The 16,361-nt window shown below is 64.3% G+C and carries 13 protein-coding genes; 9 read left to right on the top strand and 4 right to left on the bottom strand.

Features of this window, described 5'->3' with window-relative positions; genetic code table 11:
* Window positions 1-235: 235 nt before the first annotated feature.
* Window positions 236-907 (bottom strand): GntR family transcriptional regulator, encoded by a 672-nt coding sequence (locus AC6JA3_RS01865; protein ID WP_026542962.1) that lies wholly within the window; start codon window positions 905-907, stop codon window positions 236-238.
* A 152-nt stretch (window positions 908-1,059) separates the two neighbouring features.
* Here AC6JA3_RS01865 and glyA point away from each other — a divergent pair, with 152 nt between their 5' ends.
* The 7 genes from glyA to purU are packed head-to-tail and all read left to right on the top strand — an operon-like array spanning window position 1,060 to window position 10,028.
* Window positions 1,060-2,472, top strand: a complete 1,413-nt coding sequence (gene glyA / locus AC6JA3_RS01860) for a serine hydroxymethyltransferase (RefSeq protein WP_026542963.1) — start codon at window positions 1,060-1,062, stop codon at window positions 2,470-2,472.
* Window positions 2,469-3,689: a sarcosine oxidase subunit beta family protein gene (locus AC6JA3_RS01855; protein WP_026542964.1), complete on the top strand. Its 1,221-nt coding sequence runs from the start codon at window positions 2,469-2,471 to the stop codon at window positions 3,687-3,689. Before glyA ends, AC6JA3_RS01855 begins: the two co-directional genes overlap by 4 nt.
* Before the next feature lie 29 nt (window positions 3,690-3,718).
* A complete protein-coding gene (locus AC6JA3_RS01850; protein ID WP_026542965.1) occupies window positions 3,719-4,150 on the top strand; it encodes a sarcosine oxidase subunit delta in 432 nt (143 codons plus the stop codon).
* Between the two features lie 2 nt (window positions 4,151-4,152).
* Window positions 4,153-7,098, top strand: a complete 2,946-nt coding sequence (locus tag AC6JA3_RS01845) for a sarcosine oxidase subunit alpha family protein (RefSeq protein WP_347782439.1) — start codon at window positions 4,153-4,155, stop codon at window positions 7,096-7,098.
* Entirely contained in the window at window positions 7,091-7,735 is a 645-nt protein-coding gene (locus AC6JA3_RS01840) for a sarcosine oxidase subunit gamma (protein ID WP_026548456.1), read from the top strand. Before AC6JA3_RS01845 ends, AC6JA3_RS01840 begins: the two co-directional genes overlap by 8 nt.
* Complete coding sequence (locus AC6JA3_RS01835; RefSeq protein ID WP_026548457.1) at window positions 7,735-9,126, top strand: L-serine ammonia-lyase; 1,392 nt, start codon at window positions 7,735-7,737, stop codon at window positions 9,124-9,126. The genes AC6JA3_RS01840 and AC6JA3_RS01835 overlap by 1 nt, the downstream gene beginning before the upstream one ends.
* A 2-nt stretch (window positions 9,127-9,128) precedes the next feature.
* Window positions 9,129-10,028 carry a formyltetrahydrofolate deformylase gene (purU, locus tag AC6JA3_RS01830; protein WP_347782438.1) on the top strand — a complete coding sequence of 300 codons (900 nt, stop codon included), beginning with the start codon at window positions 9,129-9,131 and terminating at the stop codon, window positions 10,026-10,028.
* Window positions 10,029-10,126: 98 nt separating this feature from the next.
* Here purU and AC6JA3_RS01825 read toward each other — a convergent pair whose 3' ends face one another.
* The gene (locus tag AC6JA3_RS01825) at window positions 10,127-11,635 is read right to left on the bottom strand and encodes a PucR family transcriptional regulator (protein WP_026542970.1); all 1,509 of its coding nucleotides are present in this window, start codon (window positions 11,633-11,635) and stop codon (window positions 10,127-10,129) included.
* A 107-nt stretch (window positions 11,636-11,742) separates the two neighbouring features.
* On the opposite strand from AC6JA3_RS01825, the gene AC6JA3_RS01820 reads away from it, so the two are divergent.
* Together AC6JA3_RS01820 and AC6JA3_RS01815 are read left to right on the top strand one after the other, a co-directional pair.
* Complete coding sequence (locus AC6JA3_RS01820; RefSeq protein WP_081733434.1) at window positions 11,743-13,338, top strand: purine-cytosine permease family protein; 1,596 nt, start codon at window positions 11,743-11,745, stop codon at window positions 13,336-13,338.
* Complete coding sequence (locus AC6JA3_RS01815) at window positions 13,335-14,294, top strand: polysaccharide deacetylase family protein (RefSeq protein ID WP_026542971.1); 960 nt, start codon at window positions 13,335-13,337, stop codon at window positions 14,292-14,294. The genes AC6JA3_RS01820 and AC6JA3_RS01815 overlap by 4 nt, the downstream gene beginning before the upstream one ends.
* Window positions 14,295-14,404: 110 nt before the next feature.
* Here the strand turns inward: AC6JA3_RS01815 and AC6JA3_RS01810 are convergent, their stop codons facing one another.
* Together AC6JA3_RS01810 and AC6JA3_RS01805 are read right to left on the bottom strand one after the other, a co-directional pair.
* Complete coding sequence (locus tag AC6JA3_RS01810) at window positions 14,405-14,908, bottom strand: DUF456 domain-containing protein (RefSeq protein WP_026542972.1); 504 nt, start codon at window positions 14,906-14,908, stop codon at window positions 14,405-14,407.
* A 196-nt stretch (window positions 14,909-15,104) separates the two neighbouring features.
* Entirely contained in the window at window positions 15,105-16,295 is a 1,191-nt protein-coding gene (locus tag AC6JA3_RS01805; RefSeq protein WP_026542973.1) for an NAD(P)-dependent malic enzyme, read from the bottom strand.
* Window positions 16,296-16,361: the final 66 nt, after the last annotated feature.

Below are 16,361 nucleotides of genomic sequence, written 5' to 3'. Positions count from 1 at the left end.
GGGGGATGTGAAAGAGCGTCGGGCCCAAGCCAAGGGGATGTGAAAGAGCGTCGGGAGGGGGTGGGGTTATCCGGCAGCGCGCGTCCAAGCGAGGAACGAGCGAGCGCGCAGAGGATGACGCCACCACCGGGCGACACGAGAGAAGATCACGCTCAAGCCGGGGGGAAGTGAGCGAGCGAGGCGCTCAAGCCGGGGGGATGTGAAAGAGCGTAGGGAGGGGGTGGGGCAGGAGGGCTTAGAGGACCTTGCGGATGGTCTCTTCGAAGCTCACTACGTGGTGCAGGGCGAGGTCGGCGGCGCGGTCTTCGTCGCCGTCGGCTATGGCCGTGAGGAGGTCGGCGTGCTCGGAGATGTGGCCGGAGACGGAGGGCATCTTCTCGAGCATGTGGCACCAGATTCGGGTGGCGAGGTTGTCGTACCGGATCAGGACGTCTTCGAGGTGGGCGTTGGCGGAGGCTTTGTAGATGAGCCTGTGGACCTGGATGTCGTAGCGCATGAGTTCCTGCGAGGAATTCTCCTGGCCTTCGAGATCACGAATGGCGGCAGCGACGGCCCTCAGTTCGGAGCGCATGGCAGGGCTGGCCATGCGGGCGGCTTTCCGGGAGGCCAGGGGTTCCAGGAGCTCGCGGATTTCGGAGACTTCGGCGAGCTGGGTGATGTCCACGCCGGTGGCGAACGTGCCTCGCCGGGGGTAAGACACCACGAGGTGGTCGCTTTCGAGGCGCTTGATGGCCTCGCGCACAGGGGTGCGTCCAATGCCTAGCTCAGCGGCTATTTGGCCATCATTGATGGGGTCGCCCGGCTTGATGTCCAGCATGATGAGCCTGTCGCGCAACAGCAGGTAGGCGTTCTCCGCGAGGGACGTACCCTGTGGAGCTGATTCCAGTGCTTCCAGTGCTGCGCTCATTGCTCTCTCCCGGTAGTCGCACTCCCAGCCTGATGGATGAGTTACGGCGGACCTGTTGACGACTATGTGATCTCCAACATACTATGGCAATAGTTCTAATATATCAGTTGCCTAACAGTCGGCCACTAGCCAAGCTTTTGAAGGAGAACACCATGGTTGAACCGCTGATCCGCCCGCTTGCACAGGCGGACCCGGAGGTTGATCAGGCGATCGCCCAGGAACTCATCCGCCAGCAGTCGACGCTGGAAATGATCGCCTCTGAGAACTTCGCTCCCACGGCCGTCATGGAGGCCCAGGGCTCGGTGCTGACCAACAAGTACGCCGAAGGCTACCCCGGCAAGCGCTACTACGGCGGCTGCGAACACGTTGATGTGATCGAACAGCTCGCCATTGATCGTCTGAAGGCACTCTTTGGCGCGGAGTTCGCCAACGTCCAGCCCCACTCCGGAGCCCAGGCCAATGCCTCGGCCATGCACGCACTGATCACCCCGGGCGACACCATCATGGGCCTGAACCTCGCCCACGGCGGCCACCTGACCCACGGCATGCGCATCAACTTCTCCGGCAAGTTGTACAAAGTTGTTCCCTATGGCGTCCGCGAGGACACCCACACCGTGGACATGGCTGAAGTTGAACGCCTGGCACTTGAGAGCAAGCCCCAACTGATCGTCGCCGGCTGGTCGGCCTACTCCCGCCAGTTGGACTTCGCTGAATTCCGCCGGATCGCGGACCTGGTGGGCGCCTACCTGATGGTGGACATGGCCCACTTCGCGGGTCTCGTCGCTGCAGGGCTCCACCCGAGCCCGGTGCCGCACGCCCACATCGTCACCAGCACCACCCACAAGACCCTCGGCGGTCCCCGCGGCGGTGTGATCCTGACCAACGACGCCGACATCGCCAAGAAGGTTAACTCTGCCGTCTTCCCGGGCCAGCAGGGCGGTCCGTTGGAGCACGTCATCGCCGCGAAGGCCGTGGCTTTCAAGATGGCATCCGAGCCGGAATTCCAGGAACGCCAGGTCCGCGTCCTTGAAGGCTCCAAGATCCTGGCCCAGCGCCTCCTCCAGGACGACGTTGCGGCAGCCGGCATCTCCGTTGTCAGCGGCGGAACCGACGTCCACCTGGTGCTGGCCGACCTCCGCAACTCCGTCCTTAACGGCCAGCAGGCAGAAGACACCCTGCACCGGATCGGCATCACAGTCAACCGCAATGCCGTCCCCTTCGACCCCCGCCCGCCCATGGTTTCCTCCGGCCTGCGCATCGGCACTCCCGCCCTCGCCGCCCGCGGTTTCGGTGCCGAGGACTTCACTGAAGTCTCGGACATCATTGCGACGGCGTTGATCGCCGCAGCGAACAGCGGCACCAAAGCCGACGGCACGAAAGCAGGCGCTGAGGCAGGCACCGAAGCAGCCAGCACCGAAGCCGACGTGTCCCTGGACGAAACCACCGCCGTCGAGCTCCGCCGCCGCGTAACCGCCCTGGCGGAGAAGTTCCCGCTTTACCCCCACCTGAACAACAACGGCAATGGCGCCGTAAACGAAACAGAACTGATTGGAGCAGCCCAGTGAGTGCCGACCACCTCCCCGAACACCCGGACTTCCTCTGGCGTAACCCGGACCCGAAGAAAAGCTATGACGCCGTGATTGTGGGTGGTGGCGGGCATGGCCTGGCCACTGCGTACTTCCTGGCGAAAAACCACGGCATGACCAACATCGCCATCCTGGAAAAGGGTTGGCTGGCCGGTGGAAACATGGCCCGCAACACCACCATCATCCGTTCCAACTACCTCTGGGACGAGAGCGCTGCCATTTACGAGCACGCCCTCAAGCTCTGGGAGATCCTCCCGGAAGAGCTGGAGTACGACTTCCTGTTCAGCCAGCGCGGCGTGATGAACCTGGCACACACCCTGGGTGACGTCCGCGAAAGCGTTCGCCGCGTAGGAGCCAACCGTCTCAACGGCGTGGACGCAGAATGGCTGGACCCGCAGCAGGTCAAGGAACTCTGCCCCATCCTGAACATCAGCGACAACATCCGCTACCCCGTCATGGGCGCCACGTACCAGCCGCGTGCAGGCATCGCCAAGCACGACCACGTGGCCTGGGCCTTCGCCCGCAAGTGCGACGAACTCGGTGTGGACATCATCCAGAACTGCGAAGTCACCGGCTTCATCAAGGACGGCAACCGGGTCACCGGCGTCAAGACCACCCGCGGCACCATCAACACCGAAAAGGTGGGCCTCTGCGCCGCCGGGCACAGCTCGGTCCTGGCAGAAATGGCCGGCTTCCGCCTGCCGATCCAGAGCCACCCGCTCCAGGCTTTGGTGTCCGAGCTTCACGAACCTGTCCACCCCACGGTGGTCATGTCCAACCACGTCCACGTGTACGTCTCCCAGGCCCACAAGGGCGAACTGGTGATGGGCGCCGGCGTCGACTCCTACAACGGCTACGGCCAGCGTGGCTCATTCCATGTGATCGAGGAGCAGATGGCAGCAGCCGTGGAGCTCTTCCCGATCTTCGCCCGGGCCCATGTGCTCCGGACCTGGGGCGGCATCGTGGACACCACCTTGGATGCCTCGCCGATCGTTGGTCTGTCCCCGGTGGAGAACATGTTCGTCAACTGTGGTTGGGGAACCGGCGGCTTCAAGGGCACCCCGGCCGCGGGCCTGACCTTCGCGCACACCATTGCAACGGGTGCACCCCACAAGCTGAACAAGCCCTTTGCTCTGGAACGCTTCGAGACCGGCGCCTTGATCGACGAACACGGCGCCGCAGCCGTGGCCCACTAGCGCCCACCCAGGACAGGACAGGACAAGACATGCTCCTCATTTCATGCCCCAACTGCGGGCCACGCGACGAAACCGAATTCCACTACGGCGGCCAAGCACACGTTGCCTACCCCGAAAGCCCCAACGAGCTCACGGACCGCGAATGGGCTGAATACCTGTTCTACCGCGAGAACACCAAGGGCACCTTCGCAGAGCGTTGGGTCCACAGCACCGGCTGCCGTCAGTGGTTCAACATGCTCCGCGACACCGTGAGCTACGAGATCCACTCCATTTACGGGATGGGCCAGGCCCGCCCGGACATCCCAGGCGCCGGGACCAGCAAGAGTGAAACCACCCAGCCGGGCGAGTTCACCCAGACAGGGGAATTCGGCCAAACCGAACCCGGCCTCGCCCCCGGCGCCCCAACCACCGGCGTCCCCATCTCCGGCTCCACAGCACCCACCTCCTCGGAAGGAGTCTAGAAGTGACCAGCAAGAACGCACGCCTCGCCACCGGCGGACGCATCGATCGCAGCATCTCCTGGCGCTTCACCGTGGACGGCCGGGAATTCACCGGCCACCCGGGTGACACCATCGCTTCGGCGCTTCTGGCCAACGGCCACATGAACGCCGGCAACTCCCTGTACGAGGACCGCCCCCGCGGCATCATGGCCGCAGGCGTGGAAGAGTCCAACGCCTTGGTCAAGATCGCTCCCCGTTTCCGCGGACACGTTGCCGAGTCCATGCTTCCCGCCACCGCAGTTTCGCTGGTGGATGGCATGAACATTGAGCTCCTCTCCGGACTTGGCAAGTTGGATCCCAACGAGGACAAGGCCGAGTACGACAAGAAATACGTCCACACCGACGTCCTGGTAGTTGGCGGCGGAGTTGCCGGCCTGGCAGCAGCCCGCGAAGCTGTCCGCACCGGGGCCCGCGTCATCCTCATTGACGATCAGCCTGAACTTGGCGGCTCCCTGCTGTCCGGTTCCACAGCCCCGGAACTGGCCGAGCAGATCGAAGGCAAGCCGGCCCTGGAATGGGTTGCCGACGTTGAGGCCGAGCTGGTGTCGGCCGGCGAATGCACGGTGCTGAACCGCACCACTGCGTTCGGTTCCTACGATTCCAACTACTTCATCGCCGCCCAGAACCGCACGGACCACCTGAGTGTTCCGGCAGCTTCGGGCGTCTCCCGCCAGCGTATTTGGCACATCCGTGCCAAGCAGGTTGTCCTGGCCCCCGGCGCGCACGAGCGTCCGCTGGTGTTCGAGAACAACGACCGCCCCGGCATCATGCTCGCCTCAGCGGCCCGCACTTACCTCAACCGTTACGCCGTGGCAGCCGGTTCGCGCGTGGTCATCAGCACCACGAATGATTCCGCTTACGCCCTGGCTGCGGACTTGCAGGCAGCAGGCGTGGCGGTTGCCGCCGTCGTCGATGCCCGTCCGCAGATCAGCGCGAAGGCCGCCGCCGCCGTCGAGTCCGGTATCCGGGTCCTGATCGGCAGCGCCGTGGCTGATACGTCCGCGGATGAAAACGGCCGCCTGAATGGGGTGACCGTCCGCAGTATTAACGACGACGGCGAACTCACCTCGGGCGTCGAACAGCTGGCTGCCGATCTCCTTGCAGTTTCCGGTGGTTGGAGCCCCGTGGTCCACCTCCACAGCCAGCGCCAGGGCAAGCTGCGTTGGGATGACGAGCTCGCAGCGTTCATCCCCGCCGCTCCCGTTCGTGACCAACAGGTTGTGGGCGCAGGCCGTGGCAGCTTTGAACTCCAGGACTGCCTGGCAGAGGGCATCTCGGCGGGAGCGGCAGCATCCATCGCCGCCGGCTTTGAGTCCGAAACCACTCCGGTGGAACTCCAGGCACCCAAGGCAAGCGCTCCGAGCCGCCAGCTGTGGCTGGTTCCCGGCCAAACGGGTGAGCCCGGCGAATGGCACCACCACTTCGTTGACTTCCAACGCGACCAGTCCGTAGCCGACGTCCTCCGCTCCACCGGGGCAGGCATGCGGTCCGTGGAACACGTCAAGCGGTACACCTCCATCAGCACGGCCAATGATCAGGGCAAGACCTCCGGCGTTAACGCAATCGGTGTGATCGCCGCAGCCCTGAAGTTCGGCGGAGCAGAGAATATCCCCGGTGTTGGCGAGATCGGAACCACGGCATACCGTGCTCCGTTCACGCCCGTGGCCTTCGCAGCATTGGCCGGCCGCCAGCGTGGGGAACTGTTCGATCCCGCCCGCGTCACCTCCATCCACCCGTGGCACGTTGTCCAGGGCGCATTGTTCGAAGATGTTGGACAGTGGAAGCGCCCCTGGTACTACCCGCAGGGCAGCGAAGACATGGACACGGCCGTCCTGCGTGAATGCGCAGCCGTCCGCGACTCCGTGGGCTTCATGGACGCCACCACCCTGGGCAAGATCGAGATCCGTGGCAAGGACGCCGGAGAATTCCTGAACCGGGTTTACACCAACGCGTTCAAGAAGCTCGCCCCGGGATCCGCCCGCTACGGCGTCATGTGCACCTTGGACGGCATGATCTTCGACGACGGCGTGACCCTGCGCCTGGACGATGACCGCTACTTCATGACCACCACCACCGGCGGCGCAGCCAAGGTGCTGGACTGGTTGGAAGAGTGGCACCAGACGGAGTGGCCCGAGCTCGATGTGGTCTGCACGTCCGTCACCGAACAATGGAGCACCATTGCCGTCGTCGGCCCGAAATCCCGCGCCGTGATCGCGAAGGTTGCTCCCCAGCTCGCCGAAGACGGTGGACTGGATGCCGAAAACTTCCCGTTCATGACGTTCCGCGAGACCACCCTGGCGTCCGGAGTGCAGGCACGCGTTTGCCGGATCTCCTTCTCCGGTGAACTGGCCTACGAAATCAACATCCCGTCCTGGTACGGACTGAACACCTGGGAAGCAGTTGCCGCCGCAGGTGCCGAGTTCAACATCACCCCGTACGGCACCGAAACCATGCACGTCCTCCGCGCCGAGAAGGGCTACCCGATCGTGGGGCAGGACACCGATGGCACGGTCACCCCGCAGGACGCCGGCATGGACTGGATCGTCTCCAAAGCCAAGGACTTCATCGGCAAGCGCTCCTACCTCCGGCAGGATGCAAGCCGCGAGGACCGCAAGCACCTGGTGAGCGTCCTTCCCGTGGACCACTCGCTGCGGTTGCCAGAAGGCACGCAGCTGGTGGAAAAGGGCATCCCGGTCAACCCGGCTAACGGACCCGTACCCATGGAGGGTTTCGTGACCTCCAGCTACCACAGCGCCGCACTGGGCCGTTCCTTCGCCCTGGCCCTCATTCAAAACGGCCGCAACCGCGTCGGCGAGACCCTGGTGGCCTCGCTGGGAGACCAATTGGTGGACGTGGTTGTTGGCGAAACCGTACTTTTCGATGCTGAAGGGACCCGCAAAGATGGCTGAAACAGCAACACCAGCAGAAACCGCACACGTCAACCGCGTCCGGGGCGCCCGCCGCAGCCCGGCCGAACACCTCGCTGACGCTTTCACCTCCGGCTCCGTGCCGGGAACGGTGACTCTCACCGAAATCCCGTACCAAACCATGGTGGGTATCAGGGTTCACCCAACGTCCGACGCCGGCACCCGGGTTGCGTCCGTCACCGGCGGCTTGCCTGCCACGTGCGGCGCCGTGACGGGGACCGGTTCCGTGAACACCCTGTGGCTCGGCCCCACCGAGTTCCTGGTGGTAGCTCCGGAGGAAGCACACGATTCCTTGGGCGGCTCCTTGGTCGGCGACTTGACCTCGGCATTGGGCAACGACGCAGGCCAGGTGGTGGACCTGTCCGCCAACCGCACCACGTTCGAGCTCTCCGGCAGCCACGCCCGGGCAGTGTTGGAGAAGACCTGCGCGTTGGACCTGCACCCCCGGGTCTTCAAGGCCGGTACCGCCGTCTCCACTGAACTCGCGCACATTCCGGTGATGCTGTGGAAGACCTCTGAGGAGTCCTACCGGATCTTTCCCCGGGCTTCCTTTGCCGACTTCCTGGGACGCTGGCTCCTTGACGCCATGCGGGAGTACGCCTCCCCAGAGGTCCCCTGATGGCACTGAGTGTGCTTGACCTGTTTTCTGTTGGCATCGGGCCGTCCTCTTCCCACACGGTCGGCCCCATGCGTGCGGCAAAGCAGTTCACGGACGGACTTGAATCCTCCGGCCAACTCCCGGCTACGGTGCGCGTCCAGGCTGAGCTCTTCGGCTCCCTGGGCGCCACCGGCCGGGGCCACGGCTCAGACAAAGCCGTGGTTCTGGGGCTGCAAGGCCACTCACCCGAAACCGTGAACACCCATACCGCCGATGACCAGGTGGCCGCCGCGGCCCTCGACGCCGAACTCCGGCTGGGCGGCAACCACCGGGTGGACTTCAACTGGGACGAGGACGTGGTCCTGCACCGCCGCAAGTCGTTGCCGGCCCACCCCAACGGCATGACCTTCCGCGCCCTGGACCACACGGGCACCGTGCTCCGGGAACGCAGCTACTACTCCATCGGGGGCGGCTTCGTGGTGGACGGGGACGTCTCCGGAGCCGACAAAGTAGTAGCCGATGACACCGTCCTGCCCTACCCCTTCACCACGGCGGACGAGTTGCTGGCCATCTGCGTCCGGGAAGGCAAGTCGATCTCGGACATCATGCTGGCCAACGAACTCGTCTGGCGCACCGAGGACGAGCTCCGCGAACGGCTGCTCAGCATTTGGGCCGTCATGCAGGAATGCGTGGAGAACGGCTGCTCTGCCGAGGGAATCCTCCCGGGAGGCCTGAAGGTCAGGCGACGGGCGCCGTCGTTGTTCAAGAAGCTTTCCGAAACGGACGCCGAGCTGAACGGAGCAAGTTCAGCGGACCCCCTCCTGGCCATGGAATGGGTCAACCTCTTCGCCTTGGCTGTGAACGAGGAAAATGCCGCGGGCGGCAGGATTGTCACCGCGCCCACCAATGGTGCCGCCGGGATTGTGCCCGCCGTGCTGCACTACTACACCAAGTTTGTTCCGGGAGCCAACGACGACGGTGTCGTGCGGTTCCTGCTGGCGGCGGCCGCCGTCGGAATCCTGTTCAAAATCAACGCCTCCATCTCCGGCGCCGAAGTGGGCTGCCAGGGCGAGGTGGGCTCCGCCTGCTCAATGGCCGCCGCCGGGCTCTGCGAAGTCCTGGGTGGAACACCGGAGCAAGTGGAGAATGCCGCTGAAGTGGGCATCGAACACAACCTGGGCCTTACGTGCGATCCCGTGGGCGGGCTGGTGCAGATTCCCTGCATCGAACGCAATGCGATCGCCAGCGTCAAGGCCATCAATGCCGCGCGCCTTGCCCTGCATGGCGATGGCAGCCACAAAGTGTCGCTGGACAAAGCCATCAAGACCATGCGCGAGACCGGCGCAGACATGAAATCCAAGTACAAGGAGACCTCCCGTGGAGGCCTCGCCGTCAACGTAGTGGAGTGCTAGCCATGACTGCCATGCAAACCGAAACCACGTCCGTCTCCTCACCTGAGACCACCGTGGAACACGTCCTCACCCTCGACTGCCCCGAAGGACCGGGAATCGTGCACGCGGTGTCCGGCTTCCTGCTGGAGCACGGCTGCGACATCATCGACAACAAGCAGTTCGGCGACCGCCCCGAAGGCCACTTCTTCATGCGGGTGCACTTCGCTTCGTCCGGCGACACCTCGACAGTTGATGCATTGCGGACAGCTTTCGCCCCGGTGGGGAAGAAATACAGCATGAACTGGGAGCTGGAGCGCCAAGGCTACAAGCGACGCGTGTTGATCATGGTCTCCAAGTTCGGGCACTGCCTGAACGACCTCCTGTTCCGGGCAAGAATCGGCGAGCTGCCCATCAATGTGGTGGGCGTGGTGTCCAACCACACCGACCACCAGGGCCTGGCGGAATGGCACGGGATTCCGTTCTTCCACGTTCCTGTCACCGCCGCCACCAAGCCGGCTGCCGAGGGGCGCCTGCTGGAGATCATCGATGAACTGGACGTGGAACTCATTGTCCTGGCCCGGTACATGCAGGTTCTCAGCGACGACCTCGCCCGCAAGCTGGACGGCCGCGCGATCAACATCCACCACTCGTTCCTGCCCAGTTTCAAGGGCGCCAAGCCCTACCACCAGGCCTACGCGCGTGGGGTGAAAACTGTGGGCGCCACGGCCCACTACGTCAACGGCGAGTTGGACGAAGGTCCCATCATCGCCCAGCAGGTAGTGGAAGTGGACCACACGTTCGGGCCGGACGATCTCGTAGCCGCCGGCCGGGACACCGAATGCAAGGCCCTCAGCAACGCCGTTCGCTGGCACTGCGAGGGGCGGATCATCCTGAATGGGAACAGGACGATCGTGTTGAAGTAGGGCTCTGCAAAGCAACCATTTCGATGGTTCCCTGCGTATACGCTGTTGCGAACGGCACCGTGTGCAGGGAACCATCGAATTGGCGTTTAACGGGGGCCCTACAAACGAGCCAGCCGGGTTGCCAGGTGCAGTGCAGCCAACCGTCCCGTTCCCCGTGGATCACCGCCACACAACTCAAAAATCCGCTGGAGCCGGTGATGCAAGGACTGCCGCTCCAAGTGCAGCTCACGTGCGGCCTGGGCAGTGTTGCAGCCGGTATCCAACCAAACGGCCAGCGTCAGCATCAGTTCGGACTTCTTCAGGCGGTCATGCTCGACGACGGCACCCAGCTGCCGCTGCACGAACCCTTCCCGCGTGGCCGGGTCCAGCGATTCCTCCGCAAGGAGCTCAACAGCCAACGTCTCAGCATCCACCACCTCCCCCGCTATGGGGTGCAGGTCCAGGGCCCGCCGCGCTTCGGCCAGGGACCACGGCGCATCATCGATTCCGGAACCCAACGGCCCCACGGCCACCACCGAACCGGCCGGTACTTCCAGCTCACGCAGTGCGTCCACAAGGAAACGGCGCGTGGCTGCTCCATCGCTTAAAGCGGCCAGGGCCATCAGCTCAGCATTGTTGGCATAGCTCGCACTGTGCGTCACGCAGGTGCGGAGCAGCGCATCCACTGCCGGGCGCAAATGCCCCGCACCCGTTGAGCGGATCACCACTGCGGCCACTGCGCCGTTAACAGGAAATCCCGACGCCGGCCCGAGTTGCTGCAGCTGCCAGCGCTGGCTCCCCGAATTGATGGCACGCATGAGCTCAATGCCCGCCAACTCCTTCAGCCCTGGCGGCATCCGTTGCAACAACGCCAAGCCGAGGATGTCCACGGATCGCTCGCCGGCCACCCGCGCGAGGCCACCATCAACGCCGTCGTATATGTGCAGTTCCAGACGCGCCGCCAGAACGCCGCGGACCGGCACGTCCACCGTGGCGACAGTGCCCTGGCCGTTGAGGGCAGAGGCGCCCCGGCCGTCAAGGGGAGAGGTGCCGGCCGGAAACGCGCCGCCGGCAGCGCCCAGCGTAAGCCCCGACGGGGAGACCAGGCGCACGCCGGCGCCCGTCTTTTCTGACAGGACAGCCAGGAGCTGGTCGAGCCCGCCACCATGGGCAAGTTCGGCGGCCATGGCATGGCTGGCTTGGTCGCCGCGCTGGAGGTGCTCCACGGATTCACTGACCAGGAGCGAGTTGATCTCCTGCATCACCCCCACAAAAGGGACAACCTGACGCAACTCGATGACCGGCAGGCCGGCGGCCTCGGCTATCTCCAGCATGGCGACGGGTATTTCCGGAAGCGCAGAACCGGTTTCCAACGCCAGCGCCGCAATCCCCCGGGCCGCCAGTTCACGGACATAGTCTGCCTGCCGTTCAGGGGCTACGCCCGCGAGCGCCTGCCCACCGCTCAACAACAACTCACCGCCGCTGAGGAGCGGGGCGATGTCCAGGACCTCGCTGGAGTGGACCCAGCGGACCGCGCGGTTCATGGCTTCCGGAACCTGATTAAGCAGCCGTGGAGCAGCGGCTTTCAGGCTTTCGTACTCCAAAGCGGCACCCAGCAGGATCGACATGACACTCCGTACGGATTTCGAGGATTTGTTTAGACACATCGTATCTTGTCGCTGTGATTTGAGGCACATACGCTGAAGGAGTCCCTTTCATACACGGAGGCTCTCCCATGCAAGACAACCTCTCCCCTTCGCCTTCCAGTCCAGCGCTGTCAAAACCGGCAACGGAGCCGGCCCATGACAGCGAAGCCTGGCTTCAACCAATTCCCGAGGCAGAACGTACGCGCAAAGTATCCGGACAGTTCTGGATCTGGGCGGGCGCCAACCTTGCCCCCATCAACTGGGTGCTCGGCGCCCTTGGCATCCATTTGGGCCTCGGCTTCGCTGACACAGTGATTGTGCTGGTCCTGGGAAACCTGATCGGCATGCTGCTGTTCGGCTGCTTCGTCCTCCTTGGCCAAAAGACCGGCGCCACCGGAATGGTGTTGGCCCGCGCCGCCTTTGGCCGCCGCGGCAACTACCTGCCGGCCGCCATCCAGGCCCTCCTGGTGATCGGCTGGTGCGCAGTCAACACCTGGATCATCCTGGATCTGGTCATGGCCCTCTTCGGCACCCTTGGCTGGGTAGATCCCGACGCCAAGAATTACGCCTGGAAGATCGGCGTGGCCACGGCCATCATGGCAGCACAGGTTGCCATCGCCTGGTTCGGCTACAAAGCCATAGCGGCCTTTGAAAAATGGACCGTCCCGCCCACCATCATCATCCTGGCGGTCATGTCCTGCGTGGCCTGGTTCGGCATGAAGATCGACTGGGGCTACGCAGGACCGGCCGGCAACATCCTGGAAGGCTCCGAGCGCATTGCCGCCATGAGCGCTGTGATGACGGCCATCGGCATCGGCTGGGGAATCACCTGGTTCACCTACGCCGCCGACTACTCCCGCTTCGTCAGCACCTCCGTTCCCAAGCGCAAGGTCTACCTTGCCTCGGTCCTGGGCCAGTTCATCCCGGTGGTGTGGCTCGGCGTGCTCGGTGCCAGCCTTGCTACCAACAGCGGCGAGATCGACCCCGGAAAACTGATCGTCCAGAACTTCGGCGTCATGGCCCTGCCTGTCCTGCTCATGGTGCTGCACGGCCCCATCGCCACCAACATCCTGAACATCTACACCTTTTCCGTGGCAACACAGGCCCTGGACATCAAGATCAGCCGCCGCAAGCTGAACCTGTTCGTGGGCGCCTTCTCGCTCATCGCTGTCGTGTTCTTCATCTTCCAAGAGGACTTCGCTGCCGTACTCGATGCCTGGCTGATCGGTTTGGTTGCCTGGGTTGCGGCGTGGGGCGGGGTCATGCTGGTCCACTACTTCTGGCTGGAAAAGCGTTGGCCCGCCAAGGTTGACCGCCTCTTTGATCCAGTAGGAACACGCCGCTTGCCCGTCATCAACTGGGCCGGAATCGTCTCGCTGCTGGTAGGCATCTTCTCCACCTGGTTGTTCATGTACGGCCTTGTTCCCGCCATGCAGGGACCCATCGCCGTGGCCCTGGGCGGCTGGGACCTCTCCTGGCTGGCCGGCGGACTCACCAGCGCGGCCGCCTACGCAATCCTCGGCCCACGGGCCCACAAGAAATACCTCCTGGCCGAAACCAACCATGTCTCCGCCATGGCGCCCGCCGCCTCCGCGCCCTCCGCCACGGACCCCGTCGCTACAGCGCCCGCCGCCTCCGACCCGGCGGCACCCGCACCCGCAGTTCCCGAAAGGACCACAGCATGAACCAGCCCGCTTTCGCTGATTCGCTCCACCCGATCACCTGGCCCGAGGGCTACCGGGCAGCTGCGTCCTTCACCTTCGACGTCGATGCCGAGTCCTGCACCATCGCCCATGACCCTGCCAGCACCAAGCGCATGTCCCTCATGAGCCACCAGTCATACGGCCCCAAGATCGCTGTACCGCGACTGCTCCAGCTCCTGGACCGCCAGGACATCAAGGCAACGTTCTTCATTCCCGGCTTCACGGCGGAAAGCTACCCGGACGTCGTACGCAGGATCGCCGATGGCGGGCATGAGATCGCGCACCACGGCTACCTTCACGAGCCCATGCAGGGCATCGACGCCGCCACTGAAGCCAGCTACCTGGACCGGGGCCTCGAGGCCCTGGCGAAGGTTGCGGGCGTCCGGCCCGTTGGTTACCGGGCGCCCTGGTGGGAGCTGAACTGGCAGTCCCCGGCACTGCTGGCGGACCGCGGCTTCCTCTACGACTCAAGCCTGCTCGACGGCGACGCCCCCTACCGCATGTCGGTGGCCGAGGATGACTCCCGGGACATCGTGGAGATTCCCGTGGACTGGGCGCTCGATGACTGGGAGCAGTACGGGTTCTACCCCGGAGTCACCGGCAGCGGGGTCATCGAGAGCCCGGCCAAGGCCTTGGAAATGTGGACCTTGGAGGCACAGGCCCACCATTCGCAGGGAAGCTGCTTCGTCCTGACCAACCACCCGTTCATCTCAGGCCGGCCATCCCGTGCCGTTGCCTTGGAACAGTTGATGGAGCGGGTCAAGGATTTGGACGGCATGTGGGTCACCACACTGGCTTCCATTGCCCAACACACCAAGGACACCGTGCAGGAAATCCACACGCACGCACGGATCGACATCCCGCTGTTCCCCGGCGCCGGCGCAAGCTTCCGCCCCGCACGGGTCCAGGTCCCGCTTGGAGCCCCGGCCCGTCACTAGCTCCCCTGCTTCACGCCCAGATGGCAAAAGATGACAATCCCGGAGCCCGGGATTGTCATTTTTTGCCATCCCGGGACGGGTTTAAGAGGGCTGGGGGGGCCAACCCGGCCTTAGCCGTTCACGGCGTTGATCCACACACCGATGATCCAGGTACTCGCCGCAGCACACGCCAGCCCGAACTCCACCAGGATGCCAATACCAGTGGCTTTGAGCGCTGCGCCGCTTGAGCGGACGGCAGTGCGGAAGTTGCGGGTCCGCTGGACCTCGCTGAGGAGGAGGCCGACGGCGAAGCCCACAAAGAGCCCCACCACGGGAATCACGAACATGCCCACCACGCCCAACACCACGCCGATCAGCACTGACCGGTTGGGGATGCCATGCTGCTTCAGTTTCCGACCGGTAAGTACGGCACTTGCTGCCATGCCCGCCACCACGAACAACATTCCAATGGCGAAGATCACCCAGCCAACCGGACCGGCACCACCCCAAATGGCCCAGGCCAGCAGGCTGGCACCAATGAGGATACTGCCCGGGAGTACAGGAATGATGGTCCCGGCAACGCCTACCGCAATGGCCAGGCCGCACAGGATGGTCACGATAAGTTCGGCGTTCATGTCCACCAGTCTATGAGCAGCAACGCGGGGTCACTTGTGGCCCCCTTGACGCGCCCAGGGGCGCAGTAACGCCCAGGGGTGCAGTAGTGACCCTGGGCTGCTTCCGCACCGCTTAACCACAAACGACGGCGACGCTCCCCAGCACGGGAGGCGTCGCCGTCGTCGGTCCAGCAGTAGTAGCCGCTACCCAGTAACGCTATTCTGCGACGGCGGCCGCAACCGCCGCGGTGACAGCCGGTGCCACGCGGGCATCCAGCGGGCTCGGCACGATGTAATCGGCGGAGAGGTCTTCCGCGGCCAGCTCAGCGATGGCGTTGGCAGCGGCGATCTTCATGGCGGGCGTGATGCGGCGGGCCCGGGCATCGAGTGCGCCGCGGAAAATGCCGGGGAAGGCCAGCACGTTGTTGATCTGGTTCGGGAAGTCGCTGCGGCCGGTGGCAACAACGGCTGCGTACTTCCGGGCGACTTCGGGAAGCACTTCCGGATCCGGGTTGGACAGGGCGAACACGATCGACTGATCGTTCATGAGCTTCAAGTGTTCTTCGTCCAGCTTGGAGGAGGAAACACCAACAAACACATCCGCGCCCGTCAATCCCTCGCCCGGGCCACCGGTGACGCCACGGGGGTTGGTGCGCTGTGCCATGCGGGCCTTGACGCTGCCGGGATCGGCCACGAGGTCGGCGCGGTCGGCATTGACCACGCCCTTGGAGTCGAGCAGGATGACGTCCTTGACGCCAACAGCAAGAAGAATCTCGGCAATGGCGATGCCCGCGGCACCTGCGCCGGACACCACAACCTTGAGCCCGGCGAGTTCGCGCTGCGTCACCTTGGCGGCGTTGGTCAGGGCTGCAAGAACTACGACGGCGGTGCCATGCTGGTCATCGTGCATGACCGGGCAGTCGAGGGCTTCGATGAGCCGCTCTTCGAGTTCGAAGCAGCGCGGAGCCGAAATGTCTTCGAGGTTCACGGCTCCGAAGCTGGGGCGAAGGCGGACGAGGGTTTCGATGATCTCGTCCACGTTGGTGGTGTTGAGCACCAGGGGAATGGAGTCGAGGTCCCCGAAGGACTTGAACAGGGCGGACTTGCCTTCCATGACCGGAAGGGAGGCGCTCGGGCCAATGTTGCCAAGGCCAAGAACGGCGGTGCCATCGCTGACCACAACAACCAGGCGCTCGGCCCAGGTGTGGGTGCGGGCAAGCTCGGGATTTGCGTGGATCGCCCGGCTGACCTGGGCAACTCCGGGGGTGTAGGCGATGGAAAGGTCGCGCTTGTTGTTCAGCGGTACGGTGCTGGAGATGGTCAGCTTGCCGCCTTCGTGGGCTGCGAAGATCTCTTCTTCGGTCAGTACCAGGGCGTCGTTGTCTGTAGCAATTGTCTCGATGGACACGTCTTTGTCTCCTCAGGCTAGCCGTGGACCCACGGCATGGTTCGGGCAGGAACAGAACTGCTGTTG

The organism is Arthrobacter sp. TmtSoilC79 (genome assembly GCF_059739405.1).
Note: the sequence above shows the minus strand (reverse complement) of the source record. Positions and strands in the feature narration are given on the sequence as shown.